This is a genomic window from Isoptericola sp. NPDC060185, from assembly GCF_042728595.1.
GTDB lineage: Bacteria > Actinomycetota > Actinomycetes > Actinomycetales > Cellulomonadaceae > Isoptericola.
In genome coordinates this window covers 1-17666 of sequence record NZ_JBHWYY010000030.1, presented here as the reverse complement: position 1 = coordinate 17666, position 17666 = coordinate 1, and the positions used below count along the sequence as shown (strand labels likewise).

The window sequence follows — 17666 nt, the reverse complement described above, 5'->3', positions numbered from 1 at the left end:
CGACGGCGGAGCGCGGCGGCGCCCGTACCCTGGTGGGCGTGTCCGCCATGAGTGACCTCATCGCCCAGAACACCGACCTCTCCGAAGGGGACGTCGAGTGGTTGCACCTGCTCGTCGGCGACTGGCAGCTCGTGTCAGACCTCGCGTTCGCCGACCTGGTGCTGTGGCTGCCGACCGCCGACGGCGGGTTCGTCGCCCTCGCCCAGTGCCGCCCGTCGACGGGCGCCACCGTGCACTACGACGACATCGTCGGGTCGCTCGCGCCGGACGGGCAGCGGCCGCAGCTCGCGGCGGCGATGACCGAGGGGCGGGCGCAGCGATCCCGCGAGCCGCGCTGGTTCGGCGCGTACGCCGTCCGGGAGGAGGCCGTGCCGGTGGTGCACGACGGGCGGGCCATCGCCGTCGTCGCCCGGCAGACGAACCTCGGGTCGGGGCGCACGCCCAGCCGCCTCGAGCTCAACTACGTGGAGTCGGCGGACGACATCCTCGCGATGATCGCGCGCGGCGAGTACCCCGCGCCCAACGCGGCCACCGGCCCGCGTCGCGGCGCCCCGCGCGTCGGCGACGGGCTGATCCGCCTGAACTCCGAGGGCGAGGTGCTGTACGCCAGCCCGAACGCGCTGTCCTGCTTCCACCGGCTGGGCGTCATCGGCCCGCTGGTCGGGCAGTCGCTGGTCGAGGTGACCGCGGACATCGTGCAGCACCAGGACACGGTCGACGAGTCCCTGCCGCTGGTCGTGATGGGGCGCGCGCCCTGGCGCACCGACATCGAGGCCAAGGGCGTGGCGTTGTCCCTGCGCGCCCTGCCGCTCACCGACCGCGGCCAGCGCATCGGCGCCGTCCTGCTGTGCCGCGACGTGTCCGAGCTGCGCCGTCGTGAGCGCGAGCTCATGACCAAGGACGCGACGATCCGCGAGATCCACCACCGCGTGAAGAACAACCTCGCCACGGTCGCCGCGTTGCTGCGCCTGCAGGCCCGCCGCATGGACGTGCCGGAGGCGCGCGCGGCCCTGGAGGAGGCGATGCGCCGGGTGGCGACCATCTCGATGGTGCACGAGTCGCTCTCGCAGACCCTCGACGAGCACGTCGAGCTCGACGACATGCTGAGCCGCGCGCTACGGCTCGCCGCCGACGTCGCCTCGACGCGCACGCAGGTGCGCACCCGCCAGACGGGCTCGTTCGGGATGGTGCCCGCCCAGGACGCGACCCCGCTCGCGCTGGTCCTCACCGAGCTGGTGACCAACGCCGTCGAGCACGGGTTCCCGGGGCGGGAGTCGGGCAACGTCGAGATCGACGTGCAGCGGGACGGTGCGTCGATGCGCGTCGTGGTGGCCGACGACGGAGTGGGGATGCCGGAGGGCATCGCGACCCTCGGCCGCGCGTCGCGCAGCGGGCTCGGGTCGCAGATCGTGCAGACGCTGGTCACCAACGAGCTGCGGGGCACCATCGACTGGCAGGTGCGCGAGGGCGGCGGGACGCAGGTGGTGCTGGAGATGGTGCTGCGGGACGCACAGGCGCCCCGGTAGCTCCGTCGCGGGGTCCCGGCGTCCGCACAGGACAACGCACGCCGGAAAGGCGTACGCAGGAAAGACGCACGCAGAAAGACGAGGGACGGACCCGCACGGTGTGCGGTCCGTCCCTCGTCGTCTCGGCGCCGGCGCGCCGTGTCCTGCTGGTCCTGCTGGCGTCGGTCGGCTGGCGTCAGCCGGCGCGGCGGGCGCGCGCGGTGCGGCGCTTGAGCGCCCGGCGCTCGTCCTCGCTCATGCCGCCCCAGACGCCGGCGTCCTGACCGGACTCGATGGCCCACTTGAGGCACGTGTCCACGACGTCGCAGCGACGGCAGACGGCCTTCGCCTCCTCGATCTGCAGGAGGGCGGGGCCGGTGTTGCCGATGGGGAAGAAGAGCTCAGGGTCCTCGTCGAGGCAGGCGGCCTTGTGGCGCCAGTCCATGTCATCTCCTCGGTGCAGGGGGGCCCGGTCCTTCAGCGGGCGCGTGAGGGCGCGCGAAACCGGGTCCGATGGGTGGGGGTTGATCTGCTGTCCAGCGTCACACCTCGTGAAGCGCCGCACAAGGGGTTACGGAGAAGTTTCTCGGGCATGAAGCGTGAGTGCTTGATCACACTGTCGTGAAACCGCAGGTCGCACGTATTCTGACGTGTCATGCGCCCTCCTGTCACCCCCTCGCCCGGTACCGACGGCGCTCCCGAGGGGTCTCGCCCGCCGGGGCTGCGGGTGGTCGCTGCCGGGGTCGGGATCGAGGTGCTGCTGCTCGCCTCCGCCGCCGTGATGATCGGCGTCGAGCTGGTGCGAGGTGCCTCCGACAGCGTAGCCGTGAGCGTGTTCCTCGTGCTGTTCTTCGTGGGCCTCGGGTGGCTGCTCGTCGGGTCGTGCCGCGCGCTGTGGGCCGGCCGGCGCAGCGGCCGCGCGCCCGTCGTGGTGTGGCAGATCATGCAGGGTCTCGTCGGCGTCAGCCTGTTCACGGCAGGGGTCGCCTGGGCCGTGCTCGCGGGGGTCGGGCTGCTGCTGGTGGCCGCCGCCGTGCTCGTCGCCGTGATGACGCGCCGCGTGGTCGAGGCGACCACCCGCTGATCCCGGACGTCGCCCCGCGGGTCCGGCCGCGGACCGCGCGGCCAGACGGTCGCCCGGCCGCGCGACCTGCACCGCGACCACGCCGCCGGGCACCACGAGCGCCCCGCGGCCGGGCCGCGCGGGGCCCGGGTCGACGGCGTCGGCCAGCGGCACGCCGAGCACCTCGTCGGCCCCGCGCTCGCCCGGGTGCAGGACGACGGCGGTGCGCCGGGCCCGCAGCTCGGCCAGCGCGCCGCGGTGCGCCAGGGTGGCCGCGGCCGTCGTCGCCGCCGCGACGAGCGCGTGCTCGCCGGTCTCCATCCACGACGCGAGCCGGTCCGCCTCCAGCGGGTGCTGCTGGGCGAGCGCGTCCAGGTCGTCGACGACGAGGACCCCTGGGCCCAGGTCGTCGAGGAGCGGGCCCAGGGTGGCCGCCGACGGGGCCACGGCGGGGGCCGCCCCCGCGTCGCCGCGCAGGGCCGCGTCGCGCGACACCACGCCCGCGAGCCGCCCCGTGGCCGCGAGCCGCCGGGCGACCAGTCGCAGCACCGTGGTGCGGCCGCTCCCGCGCGGACCGGTGACCAGCGCACCCCGCGCGACGTCCAGGGCGACCGGGACTGCGGCGTCGCCGCCCACGCCGATCGGGACGTCGAGCCCGTCGCTCACGCCAGGGTCCCGCCCGACCGGCTCGCGGTGACGACCGGCGGGCGCGAGATCGCGCTCGTCGACGGCGGCGGGGAGCTCGCGCACGACGTGGGGCCGCCCGCCCGGGTGCACCGGGGAAGGTCGGTCGGTGGCGCGGTCGGTGGCGCGGTCGCGGGCGGGGTTGGTGCTGGTGCTGGTGCTGGCGTCGGTGGCGGGGCCGTCGGCGGGCAGGAGCACCTGGCACAGGAGCTGCTCGCGCCCCACCCAGGCCGCGCGACCGGGCGGCCCGCCCCGCCCGGCGAGGTCCGACGGGGCGCCGAGGAGCACGTCGGCGTGCGGCTCGCGCCCGAGGAGCACCACGCGCGGCCCCACCGTGGCTCCGAGCCCGCCGAGCATCGCGCCGTCGGACGTGACGGCGAACGCGAGGCCCGGGACGGCGAGCGCCCGCACCAGCGGGTCCCACGGGTCGGGCGACGCCAGCGCCGCGCGCAGCTCCTCGACGCCGTCCACCACCACCAGCGTGGGTGCGGTCGGAGGCGCCGCGGCGAGCAGCCGTAGCAACCGCCCCGCGCGCCGCGGGGACCCGGGGCCGGCGAGGGTGCCGAACCCCGACCGGCCCCCGAGCCCGGCGAACCGCGGCAGCGCGCCGGCGGGCGCGAGCGCGTGCACGTGCCAGCCCCGGTCGAGGGCCGCGACCGCGAGGGCCAGGAGCGTGGTGGTCCGGCCGGAGCGGGCGTGCCCCACGACGCCCAGGTGCCCTGCGGCCGGGTCCCAGCGCAGCAGGGCGCGGTGCTGGCGCGCGGGGTCGTCGCCGAGGGCGACGGGCAGGCCGGGAGAAGCGTCGCCGACACCGTGCGCGTCGGCGGGATCGTCGGCGCCGTCAGCTCCGTCGGCACCGCCCGCGGCGTCGGCCTCGTCGGCCCCGTCGGCGCCGTCCGCGGCGAGTGCGGCGGCCTCGTCGGGCCCGACCCGCTCCGGCAGCGGGGGCAGCCAGGGGGCCCGGCCGGGACGCAGGCCACGCGCCGCCGCAGCCGACACGCAGGCGTCGACGAGGTCCCCGACGAGGTCCCCGACGACGCCCCCGACGACGCCCCCGACGACGCCCGCCAGGAGGCCCGCGACGGGGCTGGGCGGCTCCGGGTCCGGCGCGGTGGGCCGGGCGGGCGCGGGGGCGGTGTCCCATGCCGGGGCGCGCCGGACGGACCTCGCCGCGGCGGGGCGCCCGGAGGCATGGGCGCACTGCAGCGCGACGGGCGGCTCGGCCCCGCACCGCAGCACCGCGCGCCCGGGGGTGCCGGGGAGGATCCGGGCGGCGGCCGGCGTCTCCACGACGTCGAGCGAGTCGGCGGTGTCCACCACTCGCAGGGCGAGCCGGGCGGAGACGTTGGCCCGCAGGTCGGCGCTCACCGCACCGGCGGGGCGCTGCGTGGCGAGCACGAGGTGCACGCCCAGCGACCGCCCCTGCGCGGCGATGCGCAGCAGCGCGGGCAGGAAGTCGGGGAGGTCGTCGGCGAGGGCGCGGAACTCGTCCACGACGACGATCAGCCGGGGCGGTGCGTCGGCCTGCCCAGGAGGCAGGGCCGTGAGGTCGGCGACGCCGTGGCGCGCGAGCACCCGCTCGCGCCGGTGGAGCTCGGCCCGCAGACCGGCGAGCGCCCGTCCGGCGAGGCCGGGGTCGAGGTCGGTCACCTGGCCGACGACGTGCGGCAGCCGCCCGCACCGGCCGAACGACGCACCGCCCTTGAAGTCGACGAGGGCGAGCGCGAGGTCGCGCGGGGACCGGCGGAGCGCGAGCCCGAGCACGAGGGACTGCAGCAGCTCGGACTTGCCCGACCCCGTGGTGCCGGCGACGAGCAGGTGCGGCCCGTCGGCCACCAGGTCGAACGTCACCGGGCGCCCGCGGCCGTCGCGACCGAGCGGCACCGCCCACCCGCGGGGCGCGTCCCAGGCGGCCCCGGGATCGGTGGCGCCGGGGTCGGTGGCGCCGGGGTCGGTGGCGTCGTCGAGCAGCGACACGAGGGGCACCGCGCCGGGGAGGCGCGGGTCGGTCGGGTCGTCGTCGCCGGAGCCTCCGGTGGCTCCAGCACCGCCGGGGTCACCGGTCTCGAGGGCGCCGAGCGAGCGGCGCAGGCCGGCGAGCCCCGCCACAAGGCGCGCGGCCCGCTCCGCCCAGGCGTCGTCGACGCCGACCAAGGGGCCGGTCGTCGCCGAGCCGTCCGGCGCCGTCCGCCGCACGCGCCCGCCCCGCACCCGCCAGACCGTGCGGCACCAGGCCGGGACGGGGACGTCGTCGGGCAGGCACAGGACGACGGCCCCGCCGCGGGCGAGGACGTCGTCGCGGGCCGCGGCGTGCGTGCTCGGGAGCGCGCCGTCGTGCGGGTCGACCACCAGCACCGGCGGCCCGGCTCGCGGCAACCACCGGCACCAGGACCAGTCGGCGGCGTCGCCGTGCACGTCCACGCGGGCCCCGGCCGCGGCGAGCTCCACGACCACCGACCGCGCGGCGGCGAGCACGTCGTGCCGCGGACCCACGAGCGCGAGCGCGCCGTCCGGGACCCGGTCCGCGACGACACCGCCCGCACCCCGGGCCGGGTCCGACAGGCCGCGCCCGGAGCCGGGGAGACCCGGTGGCCGGGACCTGGCGGTGCGCCGCGCAGCCCGCTCGACGGCCTCCAGCCATGCGCCGTCGGACGCCTGGTGCGCGGCGACGAGCCGCGCGAGCAGGGGGCCGGGGGAGCTGCCCACCGGGGAGCGGCCCCCGGCGTCCCGCAGCTCGGCGCCTGCCCGCACCGCCGCGCCCGGGGGACCCGCCGACGAGTCCGCGGCGCGCCGCCGCCGGCGGGCCGCGACGAGCTGGGGCACCAGCGTGCCCAGCCCGAGCAGCGAGAACAGCGCGTAGGCCGGTTGGCGCAGCACGGCCGCGAGCACCAGGGAGCCGATCACGGGGAGCGCGGCGGCGGCGAGCGCGCCCGCGCCGGGCCCGGAGGGGGCCGCGGCGCTGCTCGGGCCCGGGGCGTCCGCGCCCAGCCACGCCGAGACGCTCCCCGAGCGGTGCAGCGTCCACGCTGACGGGCCCGCGCCCCCGGGCACCTCGAGGCGGGTGCCCGGGGGCCAGCGGCGCGGCATCAGACCCACCCGGCGGTGCCGCGGTCGGCGGCCGGACGGCTGGGCCCCCGCGGGCGCGGACCGGGCCGATGCCTCCGGGACCAGCCGCGCGGCACCCGCCCGACCGGCGGGTCCGCCACGCCACGTCGACCGGACGGTGACGCGGTCGGGCCGGCGCGGGTCCACGCGCACGACCACGCCCACGACCACCCGCCGCGCCCGCGCGGCACCCGCCCGTCCGGGGGCGCCGTGGTCCCCGTCGTCCACCCCGCCCCCGACGGCGGACCGACCCCCGCGCTCCGCGCCGTCGTCGGGCGGAAGGCCGCCCTCCGGCAGCAAGGTGCGAACGCCCGGCGCGACCGCGCGGACGTCCCCCGCGGCGGCGCCGTCGGCCCGCGCGACGAGCCAGGGGCCGTCGAGGACCGAGATGCCGTGCTCCCGACCGCGCTCCCCACCGTGCTCCCGACCGGGCACCACCAGGCGCGCCCCGGGCAGCAGCGGCCGTTCGCCGACGAGGTCGCCGTCGCCCACGCGGACGCCGTCGGCGGCCAGAGGCGCGTGCCGCAGCTCGGGACGGCGCAGCAGGGCCGCGAGCTCGGCCCGGCACTCGCCGAGCGGGGCGCCCGCGGGCAGCAGCACGTCCTCGCCGGGCTGCACCGTGAGCCGCACCCCGTCGCCGGGACCGTCGTCGCGCACGGGAACGACGAGGGCGGGCACCGCGGAGGCCGACATGACCTCCAGGGTGCCCGCCCCGGGCGGCCGTCACGGACGGCCTGTGGACAACTCGCGCTACTCGCTCGCGAGGGCCTCCACCGGCGAGGTCTTCACCGCGGTGCGGGCGGGGGCGACGGACGCCACGAGCCCGGCGACGGCGGCCACGACGAGCATCACCAGCACGTCGCGCCACGGGACCACGATCGCGGGGGTGCCGGCCCAGCCGAGCGCCGCCGCGGCGCCCGCCCAGCCGTAGACCAGCCCCAGCAGCACGCCGAGCACCGCGCCGACCAGCGCGATCAGCAGGCCCTCGACCGCGAGCATCCCGCGCAGCTGGCCCTTCGAGAGGCCGATCGCCCGCAGGGTCGCGGACTCCCGCCGCCGCTCGATGACGGACAGCGACAGGGTGTTCGCCACGCCGATCAGTGCGATCACGACGGCCGCCGCGAGCAGGCCGATGACGATGCCCAGAGCGGTGTCGATCACCTGCTGGAAGCCGGCGCGCTCCACCGCCGCGCCAACGACGTCCGCGGGCGCCTCGGTGTCGGCCACCGCGTCCTGGATCGTCGGGACCACGGAGGCCGCGTCGCTCGGGTCCTCGAGCGCCACCCAGAGGCTGGTCACCGGGGCGTCGGCGTCGAGGGCGGCGAGGTCGTCGGGGACCACCACGAGGGAGGAGTCGGCGAGCTCGGTGATCGCCGCCTTGACCGCCAGCGTCCCGTCCGGGCCGGTGAGCGTGAGCTCCTGCCCGTCGGTGATGCCCCAGACGTCGGCGACGTCCTCCGGCACGACGGCCGTGCCCTTCGCGAGCGGGTCGACCGTCTCCGTGCTGCGCATCGCCGACGCCGCGTCCTCCGGCGTCACGCCGCGGACCGTGAGGGCGAGGCCCTCGTCCACGCCGTCGCCCGTGACGGTGGCCGCCGTGGCGGGCGTCTCGACGACGCCGGAGACGCCGGCGACGTCGCGGACGGTGTCCGCGAGCGCCGGCGGGACGGGCGTCACCGTGCTGTCGCCGGCGGCGACGGCCGTGGGGTCGCTCGACAGGTCGGTCGAGACGGTGACGTCCACGGGGTAGCGGGAGTCCAGCTCGGTGTCCATGGTCACCCGGGCGCTCGCGGCGCCGGTCGACATCATGCCGACGAGCGTGACGCCGATGAGCAGCGCGGTGGACGTGGCGGCGGTGCGGCGCGGGTTGCGCAGCGTGTTCGCGGCCGCGAGGCGCGCCGTCGGGCCGGACATGCCCACCAGGCGGCCGGCGAGGGCCACCGCGCGGGGCAGCCAGAACACCGAGCCCACCAGGACGCCGACGAACGACATCGCGCCACCGGCGACACCGACGAGGAGACCCATGCTGGGCTCGCCGCCTGCCGTGCTCAGCGCGACGCCGCCGCCGAGCAGGGCGAAGCCGATGACCGAGACGATGATCGACAGGACGAGGCGCACGCGCCCGGCGCCCCGGGCGGCCGACGGCGCGTCCGAGGGGCGGAGCGCCTCCAACGGGGCGACGCGGGTCGCGGCGCGGGCCGGGGCGAGCGCGGCGACGAGCGTCACGACGGTGCCCACGACGAGCGGGATGAGGATGACGGCGGCGGTGATGCTCACGGTGGAGGGCAGGGGGACGCCCAGGTCCATGTTCCCGCCGATCGTCAGCGCCGCCTGCGCCAGCCCGATGCCCGCGGCGAGGCCCACGATCGAGGAGAGCAGGCCGAGGAACGCGGCCTCGAACAGCACCGACCGGCGCAGCTGGCCCTTGTCGGCGCCCACGCAGCGCAGCAGGGCGAGGGTGCGGGTGCGCTGGGCCACCAGCACCTGGAAGGTGTTGGCGATGACGAGCGCGGCGACCAGCAGCGCGACGGCCGCGAAGACCAGCACGAACGCGGTGAAGATGACGTTGTCGCCGCCGGTCATCTCGTTGGCGACGGCCTCGGCGTGCTCCTCGGGCGTCACGACCTTGAGGTTCGCGGTGTCCGCGCCCTCGGCCGTGGCGGCGTTGGTCACGGCGCCGGTGATGGCGGTGCGGGCCTGCTCGACGTCGGTGCCGTCGTCGAGCGTGACGAGCACGGTGGCGGGGTCGGTCGACGCCTCGCCGGGGGCGTGCTGGTCGGCCTCCCAGGCGGTGACGTCGGCGGCCGGCGCCACGGCGGCGCCGCCCATCATCGAGTACGCCCCGTAGGGGTCGCTCAGGGTGCCGCTGACGGTGAGCCGCTCCCGGACCTCCTTCCAGGTGCCCTCCTGCGGGTCGTCGAGGACGTTGCGCACCAGGGTGACCTGGTCACCGGTGGTGGCCTTGAGCCGTTCCGCGACGTCGGTCGGCAGTGCGATCTCGCCCGATGCCTCGGGCAGCGCGCCGTCGACCACCTCGAGGGGCAGCACGCCGGAGTCGGTGGGCTCGGCCAGGACGCCCTGGTAGATGGTGCGCCCGCCGCCCTCGAGCTGCTGGAACGACATGAGCTGCTGGTCGGCCGTGGCGACGCCGTCGGCGTCGCGCACCGCGTCCAGGGTGGCGTCGTCGGCGACGACGCCGCGGACCACGAGGTCGGCGCCCGTGTACTGCGCGGCGATCGAGTCGTAGGTGGTGCGGGTGATGACGTTCCCGGCGAGCAGGGTGATCGCGACGAACGCGGTGCCGATGACGATCGCGAGGCCGGCGGCGGCGAGGCGCCCGGCGCTGCGTCGCATCTGCGACAGGGTGAGGCGGATCATCGCGTGGCCACCGTCCGCAGCGCGTCGAGGCCGGCGAGGGCGGACTCGGGGGTCGGGTCGGAGATGTCGCCGGCGATCTTCCCGTCGGCGATGAGGACCACGCGGTCCGCGTAGGCGGCGGCCGCCGGGTCGTGGGTGACCATGATGATCGTGCGGCCGAGCTCGCGCACCGAGCGGCGCAGGAAGCTCAGCACCTCCGCGCCGGAGCGGGAGTCGAGGTTGCCCGTCGGCTCGTCCGCGAACACGACGTCGGGCTGGGCGATGAGGGCGCGCGCGATGGCGACGCGCTGCTGCTGGCCGCCGGACAGCTCGCTGGGGCGGTGCGTGAGGCGCTTGCTGAGGCCGAGCGTCTCGACGAGGGTGCCGAACCACGCCTTGTCGACGGTGCCGCCGGCGAGCTCCACCGGGAGCGTGATGTTCTGCTCCGCCGTGAACATGGGCAGCAGGTTGAACTGCTGGAACACGAAGCCGACGCGGGTGCGGCGCAGGGCCGTCAGGGCCTTGTCGTTCAGGCCGGTCACCTCGGTGGAGCCGATGAACGCCTGGCCGCCGGTCGCGCTGTCGAGGCCGGCCAGCAGGTGCATGAGGGTCGACTTGCCCTAGCCGGACGGGCCCATGATCGCCGTGAAGCGGCCGGCCGCGAAGTCGACGTCGACCCCGTCCAGGGCGCGCACCTGCGCCTCGCCGCGACCGTACGTCTTGGTCAGGGCGCGGGCGCGCACCGCAGGGGTGACGGTCGGGCGGGCGGCGGTGCCCTCGTCGGGGATCGGGACGTACACGGTGGTGTCCACGGGAGCTCTCCGGAGTGTCGGGGGTGGTGGCCCGCGAGCTCGAGGAGCCCGCCGACCAGGACACCACCGACGCTACGGAGCGCGGTCGCCGTGAACATCGGCCCGAGGGTGGGTCCTGCCGGGCGTCCAGGTCATCCCCAGGTATGACACCGACCCTGACCGGCACCCTGAACGCCCCCTGACCTGCGCCCCCGCGGACTTGTCAGGACCACGCGCAGGTTTCTGTGGTCGTGGTCCTGACAACTCGGGACGGCGAGCCTGCCCACAGGCCGCGCAGATGCCATGGCGTCCACAGCGGGCCGACGCGTAGCACGACCCGGCATCGCGCCGCCTGACGATCACCGACATGACCGGATCGCGAGAGGTGTACGCCAGGGTCGCGGGACTGACGGAGGTCGTGCGACGGCAGCACGGCGTCGTCACCCGTGCGCAGCTCATCACGCTCGGTGTGGGGCCCCCGAGGTCGCCTGCCACCTGACCGCGCTGCGGTGGTGGGCGCTGAGCGAGCAGGTGCTCGTCACACATCGCGGTCCGCTGACCCGTGCCGCCCGCCGCTGGGCAGCTGTGCTCGGTGCGCCGGCCGTCGGCAAGGTGCGGCACCGCAGGACGATGCGGCTGGCGCTCGCGGACATCGTGGGCGGCGCTGCGCGACGCCGAGATCGGGGCCGACGCCGCCACCGTGCGGGTCCGCCTGCCGGCGATGGCCGCGCGCCACGAGCCGGAGCGCGTGCTCGCCGTCGTCCGACGTCACCTCGGCTGGTGACCTGTCAGGAGCCGGGGCGGACCAGCCCGGTCTCGTAGGCCGTGACGACGGCCTGCACGCGGTCGCGGGCGTCGAGCTTGGCGAGGATGCGCCCGACGTGGGTCTTCACCGTGGCCTCGGCGACGAACAGGTCGGCGGCGATCTCCGTGTTGGAGCGGCCGCGGGCCATGAGCACCAGGACCTCGCGCTCGCGGTCGGTGAGGGCGGCGAGCGCGTCGTGCTGCGGCGCGGCCTGGTCGGCGGGCAGCGCGGTGACGAGGTGCTCCAGCAGCCGGCGGGTGGACGACGGCGCGATGACGGCGTCCCCGGCGTGCACGGTGCGGATGGCCGCGAGCATCTCCTCCGGGGGCGCGTCCTTGAGGAGGAAACCGGACGCCCCGGCGCGGATGGCCTCGAGGACGTACTCGTCGAGGTCGAAGGTGGTGAGCACGATGACGCGCGGCGCGTCCGGCGACGCGGTGAGCCGGGCGGTCGCGGTGAGCCCGTCCAGGTGGGGCATGCGCACGTCCATGAGGACGACGTCGACGCGGTGGTCGGCCAGCAGCCGCAGCGCCTGGGCGCCGTCGCCGGCCTCGAGCGAGACCTCCAGGTCGGGCTGCGAGTCGATGACCATGCGGAAGCCCGCGCGCACGAGCTGCTGGTCGTCGACGAGTGCCACGCGCACGACGCCGGCCTGCCCGCCCCCGGGGGGGCCGGCCGGGCCGGCCGGGAGCGGGGCGTCGGTGGCGGGCGGGGTCATGCGTCCTCCTGGGGGGTCGTCGGGGCGGTCGTCGACGGCGGGCCTGTCGGGGCAGGGGCCGAGACCGGGGCGGGGCGCGCGACGGGCACGGGCGCGCCGGGCAGGGGCAGCTCGAGGTGCACGCGGAACCCGCCGCCGCGGCGGGGGCCGGTCTCGAGGGTGCCGCCGTACAGGTTGGTCCGCTCGCGCATGCCGCGCAGCCCGAACCCGGGGTCGTCGCCGGTGGCGGCGGCGCCGCGGCCGTCGTCGAGCACCTCGAGCTCGACGGTCGACGGCGTCCAGCGCACCGCGACGGTGACGGCAGGGTCGGGCCCGGCGTGCTTGCGGACGTTGGTGAGCGACTCCTGGCACACGCGGTACAGGGTGAGCCCCATGCCGGCGGTGAGCGGCCGCGGCTCGCCGACCCGCACGTGGGACACGCGCAGCCCGCCGTCGCGGGCCTGCGCCACGAGGTCCTCGATCTCCTCCACGCCGGGCTGCGGTGCGGGCCGGGACCCGCGGTCGTCGCGGGCGGGCCCCGTGGCGGGGGCCGGGGGAGGAGCGGAGGCCGTGCCGGGCGGCGGCGTGCGGGGGCCGGTGGCGTCGTCCGAGGGCGCCTCCTCGTCGTCCTGCGAGCGCAGCACGCCGAGCAGGCGCCGCATGTCGGTGAGGGCGGTGCGCCCGGTGTCGCTGATGGTGCCGAGCGCGCGGACGGCGGCCTCGGGGTCGGACGCGGCGGCGTACCGGCCGCCGTCGGCCTGCGCCACGACGATGGACAGGGAGTGCGCGACGATGTCGTGCATCTCGCGGGCGATGCGGGCGCGCTCGGCGGCGGCGCTGATCCGCGCCTGCTGGTCGCGTTCGACCTCGAGCCGGTGGGCCCGGTCCCGCAGGGCGTCCATGGTGACGCGGCGGGAGCGGCGCACGAGGGCGAAGGCCCAGACGGCGAGCGCGGTGACGAAGCAGAAGATGCCGACGGGCACCATCTCGGCGAGGCCGGACGTGCCGGTGCCCCCGAGCATCGCGACGGCGACGGGCAGCACGAGCAGGCTGCCGACCGCCGTCGAGCAGATCGCGGTGACGTGCGACCAGGTGGGCCCGTAGACGGTGACGGACCAGAGGGCGACGAGGATCAGCAGGTCGCCGGGCATGATCATCGGGTACCCGGCGAGGATGTGCGCGAGCGCGACGGCGTAGACGGCCACGGCCGAGGGCACGGGCCGCGTGCGCCGCCAGGGGAGCGGGGCGAGGAGGGCGAAGCTCCAGGCGATCGACGCGTTGCGCGAGAGATAGGGCTCCGCGGAGTACAGGTCGGTGGCCGAGCTGAGCACGAGCGCGGCGAGCAGCACGGTCGTCGTGAGGTCGACGCCGAAGCGGTGCGCCTCGAACCAGCGCCCCATTCTCTCGATCCAGCTCATGACCGCCAGGGTAGGTGGGCGGCGCCGGGGTCGCGTCCGTCCGGGGGCGGACGGGCGGCCGGCCGACCTCGGCCCTGGGGTGGACGGCGGCCGGGCGCGCGACTCGGGAAACCGTGGCGGCTCTCACGTCCCAGGACCAGCGATGATGCCGCTAGCATGAGGGAATGACCCACGTACTGCTGGCCGAGGACGACCCGGCTATTGCCGAGCCTTTGGCGCGGGCTCTCACGCGTGAGGGTTACGACGTCATCGTGCAAGGAACTGGTCAAGGAGCCGTTGACAACGCCGGAAACGCGGACATCGTCGTCCTCGACCTGGGCCTGCCCGACATGGACGGCCTGGACGTGGCGCGCGAGATCCGCGGTTCCGGCCTGACGGTCCCGGTGCTGGTGCTCACGGCCCGCGCCGACGAGGTGGACCTGGTGGTCGGCCTCGACGCGGGCGCGGACGACTACGTGACGAAGCCGTTCCGCCTCGCGGAGCTGCTCGCCCGCGTCCGGGCGCTCCTGCGTCGCACGCACGGCGAGACCGGCGAGGACGAGGAGCTGCGCGCGCAGGACGTGCGTGTCGACGTGTCCGCGCACCGGGCCTTCCAGGGCGACCGCGAGCTGCACCTGACCACCAAGGAGTTCGACCTGCTGAAGGTGCTGGTCGCGAACGCCGGCTCGGTCGTGGTGCGCGACACCCTGATGCGCGACGTCTGGGGCTCCGACCCGGTCGGCTCCACCAAGACGCTCGACATGCACGTGTCGTGGCTGCGCCGCAAGCTCGGCGACGACGCGAACGCGCCGCGCTACGTCTCCACCGTGCGAGGGCTCGGCTTCCGCTTCGAGCTCGGCGCGAGCTGACGCCGACGGGCCAGGGCTGACCTCGTGCGTCGCCGCGTCCTGCTGGCGACCATCTCGGCGGTCGCCGTCGCCGTGCTCCTGCTCGGCGTGCCCCTGGGCATCTTCGGTGCCCGGTACGTCCTCGCGATCGAGGAGCAGCGCATCACCAGCCGCGTCGACACGCTCGCGCGAAGCATCGACAACACGCTCGAGCGCGGCGACATCGTCACCGAGGCGATGGTGGAGCGGGCCGCCGAGGGCAGCGAGGGAGACCTTCCGGCCTACGTCGTCGTGACGCTGCCCGACGGCACGCAGCTGACGGCGGGGGACCCGGTCTCCGCGCCCACCATCGACAAGGCCAAGCTCACGGACCAGAACGTGTCCGTGTCGATGACGGTGTCCGCCGTCGGCGCGTACGTGAAGTCCGCGCAGACCGTGGTCCTGGTGATCATCGCCGGCATCGTCGCGATCGCGGCGGGCATCGCGGTGGCGGTCTGGCAGGCGAACCGGCTCTCCGCGCCGCTGGTGTACCTCGCGGCGTCCGCCGAGCAGCTCGGCTCGGGACAGGTGCGCCCGCGCCTGGAGCCGTCGGGGGTCGAGGAGATCGACCTGGTCGCGGCCGAGCTGGCGCGCTCCGCCGACCGGCTCGCGGGCCGGCTCGCGGCCGAGCGGCAGTTCACGCAGGACGCCTCGCACCAGCTCCGCACGCCGCTGACGGCGCTGACGATGCGCCTGGAGGAGATCACGCTCGCCTCCGACGACCCCGAGATCGTCGAGGAGGCCCGCATCTCGCTCGAGCAGGTGGAGCGGCTGGTGACCGTGGTCGACGACCTGCTCGCGGCGTCGCGCCGGTCGCAGGGCGGCACGACCGAGGCCGTGGTCCTGGCCGACGTCGTGCACCAGCAGGAGGAGGAGTGGGCGCCCACGTTCGAGCGGGCGGGGCGCCGGCTGGTCGTCGAGGTGCCGGAGGCGATGCAGGTGCTCGCCACGCCGGGCGCGCTGGCGCAGATCATCGCGACCCTGCTGGAGAACTCGCTCAAGTACGGCGCCGGCACGACGACGGTGCGCTCCCGCCCGTCGGGCACGACCGGGGCCGTGGCCGTCGAGGTCGCCGACGAGGGCGAGGGCGTGGCGGACGACGTCGCGACCCGCATCTTCGAGCGCGGCACGACGACAGGCGGCAGCACCGGGCTCGGGCTCGCCCTGGCGCGCGACCTCGCGGCGGCCGACGGCGGCCGGCTCGACCTGGTCCAGCGGCGCCCCCCGGTCTTCGCGCTGTTCCTGGCCGGCGTTCCGCGCACCCTGGACCCGCACCTGGTGCTCCCGCCCGGCACGACCATCTCGTCGCGCGGCCGCCGGCGCGGCTGGCTCCACCACCACGGCGACTGACCCAGCACCTCCTGCGGGCGCCGACCAGGCGGTTGCTCCCGGTATGAGCCCGGACCCGGCCGCGTTCCGGGAGCAACCGCCTGTTCGGCGAGGGGCGGGCGGCCGGTATCCTCGATGCCCGTGACCGGACCCTCTGCCTCCGCCCCTGTCGTCGCCGTCGTCGGAGGGGGGCAGCTCGCCCGGATGATGGCCCCCGCGGCCGCCGAGCTGGGCGTGGGCCTGCGCGTCCTCGTGGAGGACCCTGCGTCGTCCGCCGCCCAGGTGGTCACGGACACCCCGGTGGGCGTGGCGAGCGACGACAGGGCGATCCGCGACCTCATCGCCCCCCGAGACGGGCGGGCCTCTGCCGCCGTCCTCACCTTCGAGCACGAGCACGTGCCCAACGCGCTGCTGCAGGACCTCATCGACCACGGCACGCCCGTACGGCCCGGCCCGGACGCGCTGGTGCAGGCGCAGGACAAGATCGTCATGCGGCGCCGGCTCACCGACCTCGGCCTGCCGTGCCCGCGGTGGGCGGCGCTGCCGACCGACCCCGCGGAGGCGCGCGACGCGCTCGCCGCCTTCCTGGCCGACGAGGACGGCCACGAGGCGGTCGTGAAGACCTCCCGCGGCGGGTACGACGGCAAGGGCGTGCGCGTCGTGTCGTCGCCGGACGACGTCGCGGACTGGCTGCAGGCCGTCGCCGACGGCGGCCCCGCCCTGCTCGTGGAGCGCAAGGTGCCGTTCGTGCGCGAGCTGGCGGCGCTGGTGGCGCGCCGGCCGTCGGGCGAGGTGCGCACGTGGCCGGTCGTCGAGTCCGTCCAGCGCGACGGCGTGTGCGCGGAGGTCGTGGCCCCCGCGCCCGACCTGGACCCGGCCGTCGACGCGGAGGCCCGCCGGATCGCGGTCGCGGTCGCCGAGGGGCTGGACGTCACCGGCGTCCTCGCCGTCGAGCTGTTCGAGACCCGGGAGGCCGACGGCAGCACCGCGGTGTGGGTCAACGAGCTCGCGATGCGCCCGCACAACTCCGGCCACTGGACCATCGACGGGGCGGTGACGAGCCAGTTCGAGCAGCACCTGCGGGCCGTGCTCGACCTGCCGCTCGGCGAGACCGCCGCCCGCGCGCCGTGGACCGTCATGGCCAACGTGCTGGGCTCCACCCTCGACGCCCTCACGGACGCGCTGCCCGAGGTGCTCGCGCGCTTCCCCGAGGCGCGCGTCAACCTGTACGGCAAGGGCATCCGCCCGGGCCGCAAGCTCGGCCACGTCAACGTCAGCGGCACCGACCTCGACGACGTGCGCCGGCGCGCCCTCGGCGCGGCCGCGCTGCTGCGGGGCGAGCGCCCCGCGGACTAGACCGGCACACGGGACCGGCACACGGGACCGGCACACGGGACCAGCACACGGACCAGACGCAGGACACCACGAGCAAGGAGCACGCATGAGCACGCAGCCCGTCGTCGGGATCGTCATGGGGTCGGACTCGGACTGGCCGGTGATGGAGGCTGCGGCCGACGCGCTCGCCGAGCTGGGCGTCGAGGTCGAGGTCGACGTCGTCTCCGCGCACCGCATGCCGACGGAGATGATCGACTACGGGCGGAGCGCGTCCGAGCGCGGGCTGCGCGCGATCATCGCGGGCGCGGGCGGCGCCGCCCACCTGCCCGGCATGCTGGCCGCCGTCACGCCGCTGCCGGTCATCGGCGTCCCCGTGCCGCTGCGCTACCTGGACGGCATGGACTCGCTGCTGTCCATCGTGCAGATGCCCGCGGGCGTCCCGGTGGCGACGGTGTCGATCGGCGGGGCCCGCAACGCCGGCCTGCTGGCCGCGCGCATCCTCGCGGCCGGGACCGACGACGAGTCCCTCGCCCTGCGCGAGCGGATGGTCGCGTTCCAGGCCGAGCTCGGCGACGTCGCCCGGGCCAAGGGCGACAAGCTCCGCGCGGCGCGCGCGGGCGCGCGGAGCACCGGCTTCTCCGCCTGACCGGCCGCACTCCGCGAGGTAGTCCCGATCCTGCCGAGGTAGTGGTCCAGGCCACTACCTCGGCA

At 76.4% G+C, this 17666-nt stretch carries 12 protein-coding genes and 1 pseudogene; 7 read left to right on the top strand and 6 right to left on the bottom strand.

Annotation, left to right across the window (positions count from 1 at the left end; genetic code table 11):
* Positions 1-47: 47 nt before the first annotated feature.
* Positions 48-1526 carry a sensor histidine kinase gene (locus tag ACFWDO_RS11715; RefSeq protein WP_380326889.1) on the top strand — a complete coding sequence of 493 codons (1479 nt, stop codon included), beginning with the start codon at positions 48-50 and terminating at the stop codon, positions 1524-1526.
* 175 nt (positions 1527-1701) lie between these two features.
* Here ACFWDO_RS11715 and ACFWDO_RS11710 read toward each other — a convergent pair whose 3' ends face one another.
* The 4 genes and pseudogenes from ACFWDO_RS11710 to ACFWDO_RS11695 form a co-directional block, all read right to left on the bottom strand.
* Positions 1702-1950: a WhiB family transcriptional regulator gene (locus ACFWDO_RS11710; RefSeq protein ID WP_166849954.1), complete on the bottom strand. Its 249-nt coding sequence runs from the start codon at positions 1948-1950 to the stop codon at positions 1702-1704.
* A 126-nt stretch (positions 1951-2076) separates the two neighbouring features.
* The gene (locus ACFWDO_RS11705; RefSeq protein WP_380323375.1) at positions 2077-7050 is read right to left on the bottom strand and encodes an FtsK/SpoIIIE domain-containing protein; all 4974 of its coding nucleotides are present in this window, start codon (positions 7048-7050) and stop codon (positions 2077-2079) included.
* Positions 7051-7107: 57 nt separating this feature from the next.
* On the bottom strand, positions 7108-9735 hold the full coding sequence (locus tag ACFWDO_RS11700; protein WP_380323372.1) for an ABC transporter permease: 2628 nt from the start codon (positions 9733-9735) through the stop codon (positions 7108-7110).
* Positions 9732-10526: pseudogene (locus tag ACFWDO_RS11695) on the bottom strand (ABC transporter ATP-binding protein). Before ACFWDO_RS11695 ends, ACFWDO_RS11700 begins: the two are co-directional and overlap by 4 nt.
* 346 nt (positions 10527-10872) lie before the next feature.
* On the opposite strand from ACFWDO_RS11695, the gene ACFWDO_RS11690 reads away from it, so the two are divergent.
* Entirely contained in the window at positions 10873-11004 is a 132-nt protein-coding gene (locus tag ACFWDO_RS11690; protein WP_380346956.1) for a hypothetical protein, read from the top strand.
* A 63-nt stretch (positions 11005-11067) separates the two neighbouring features.
* A complete protein-coding gene (locus ACFWDO_RS11685; RefSeq protein WP_380323369.1) occupies positions 11068-11289 on the top strand; it encodes a hypothetical protein in 222 nt (73 codons plus the stop codon).
* A 4-nt stretch (positions 11290-11293) separates the two neighbouring features.
* On the opposite strand, the gene ACFWDO_RS11680 is transcribed toward ACFWDO_RS11685, so the two are convergent.
* Both ACFWDO_RS11680 and ACFWDO_RS11675 read right to left on the bottom strand, forming a co-directional pair.
* Positions 11294-12028 (bottom strand): response regulator, encoded by a 735-nt coding sequence (locus ACFWDO_RS11680; protein WP_380323366.1) that lies wholly within the window; start codon positions 12026-12028, stop codon positions 11294-11296.
* A complete protein-coding gene (locus tag ACFWDO_RS11675) occupies positions 12025-13425 on the bottom strand; it encodes a sensor histidine kinase (RefSeq protein ID WP_380323363.1) in 1401 nt (466 codons plus the stop codon). The genes ACFWDO_RS11680 and ACFWDO_RS11675 overlap by 4 nt, the downstream gene beginning before the upstream one ends.
* Before the next feature lie 164 nt (positions 13426-13589).
* On the opposite strand from ACFWDO_RS11675, the gene ACFWDO_RS11670 reads away from it, so the two are divergent.
* From ACFWDO_RS11670 to purE, 4 genes are all read left to right on the top strand, one after another.
* Positions 13590-14273 carry a response regulator transcription factor gene (locus ACFWDO_RS11670; RefSeq protein ID WP_079569979.1) on the top strand — a complete coding sequence of 228 codons (684 nt, stop codon included), beginning with the start codon at positions 13590-13592 and terminating at the stop codon, positions 14271-14273.
* Positions 14274-14297: 24 nt separating this feature from the next.
* Positions 14298-15641, top strand: a complete 1344-nt coding sequence (locus ACFWDO_RS11665) for an ATP-binding protein (protein ID WP_380323360.1) — start codon at positions 14298-14300, stop codon at positions 15639-15641.
* A gap of 114 nt (positions 15642-15755) precedes the next feature.
* A complete protein-coding gene (locus ACFWDO_RS11660) occupies positions 15756-16976 on the top strand; it encodes a 5-(carboxyamino)imidazole ribonucleotide synthase (protein WP_380323357.1) in 1221 nt (406 codons plus the stop codon).
* A gap of 85 nt (positions 16977-17061) precedes the next feature.
* The gene (purE, locus tag ACFWDO_RS11655) at positions 17062-17601 is read left to right on the top strand and encodes a 5-(carboxyamino)imidazole ribonucleotide mutase (RefSeq protein WP_380323354.1); all 540 of its coding nucleotides are present in this window, start codon (positions 17062-17064) and stop codon (positions 17599-17601) included.
* The last annotated feature ends 65 nt before the right edge of the window (positions 17602-17666 follow it).

Coding starts and splice junctions, on each gene's coding strand:
- ACFWDO_RS11690 (WP_380346956.1), top strand. CDS start 10,873: ATGACCGGATCGCGAGAGGTGTACGCCAGGGTCGCGGGACTGACGGAG.
- ACFWDO_RS11660 (WP_380323357.1), top strand. CDS start 15,756: ATGCCCGTGACCGGACCCTCTGCCTCCGCCCCTGTCGTCGCCGTCGTC.
- purE (WP_380323354.1), top strand. CDS start 17,062: ATGAGCACGCAGCCCGTCGTCGGGATCGTCATGGGGTCGGACTCGGAC.
- ACFWDO_RS11700 (WP_380323372.1), bottom strand. CDS start 9,735: ATGATCCGCCTCACCCTGTCGCAGATGCGACGCAGCGCCGGGCGCCTC.
- ACFWDO_RS11675 (WP_380323363.1), bottom strand. CDS start 13,425: ATGAGCTGGATCGAGAGAATGGGGCGCTGGTTCGAGGCGCACCGCTTC.
- ACFWDO_RS11710 (WP_166849954.1), bottom strand. CDS start 1,950: ATGGACTGGCGCCACAAGGCCGCCTGCCTCGACGAGGACCCTGAGCTC.
- ACFWDO_RS11715 (WP_380326889.1), top strand. CDS start 48: ATGAGTGACCTCATCGCCCAGAACACCGACCTCTCCGAAGGGGACGTC.
- ACFWDO_RS11680 (WP_380323366.1), bottom strand. CDS start 12,028: ATGACCCCGCCCGCCACCGACGCCCCGCTCCCGGCCGGCCCGGCCGGC.
- ACFWDO_RS11705 (WP_380323375.1), bottom strand. CDS start 7,050: ATGTCGGCCTCCGCGGTGCCCGCCCTCGTCGTTCCCGTGCGCGACGAC.
- ACFWDO_RS11670 (WP_079569979.1), top strand. CDS start 13,590: ATGACCCACGTACTGCTGGCCGAGGACGACCCGGCTATTGCCGAGCCT.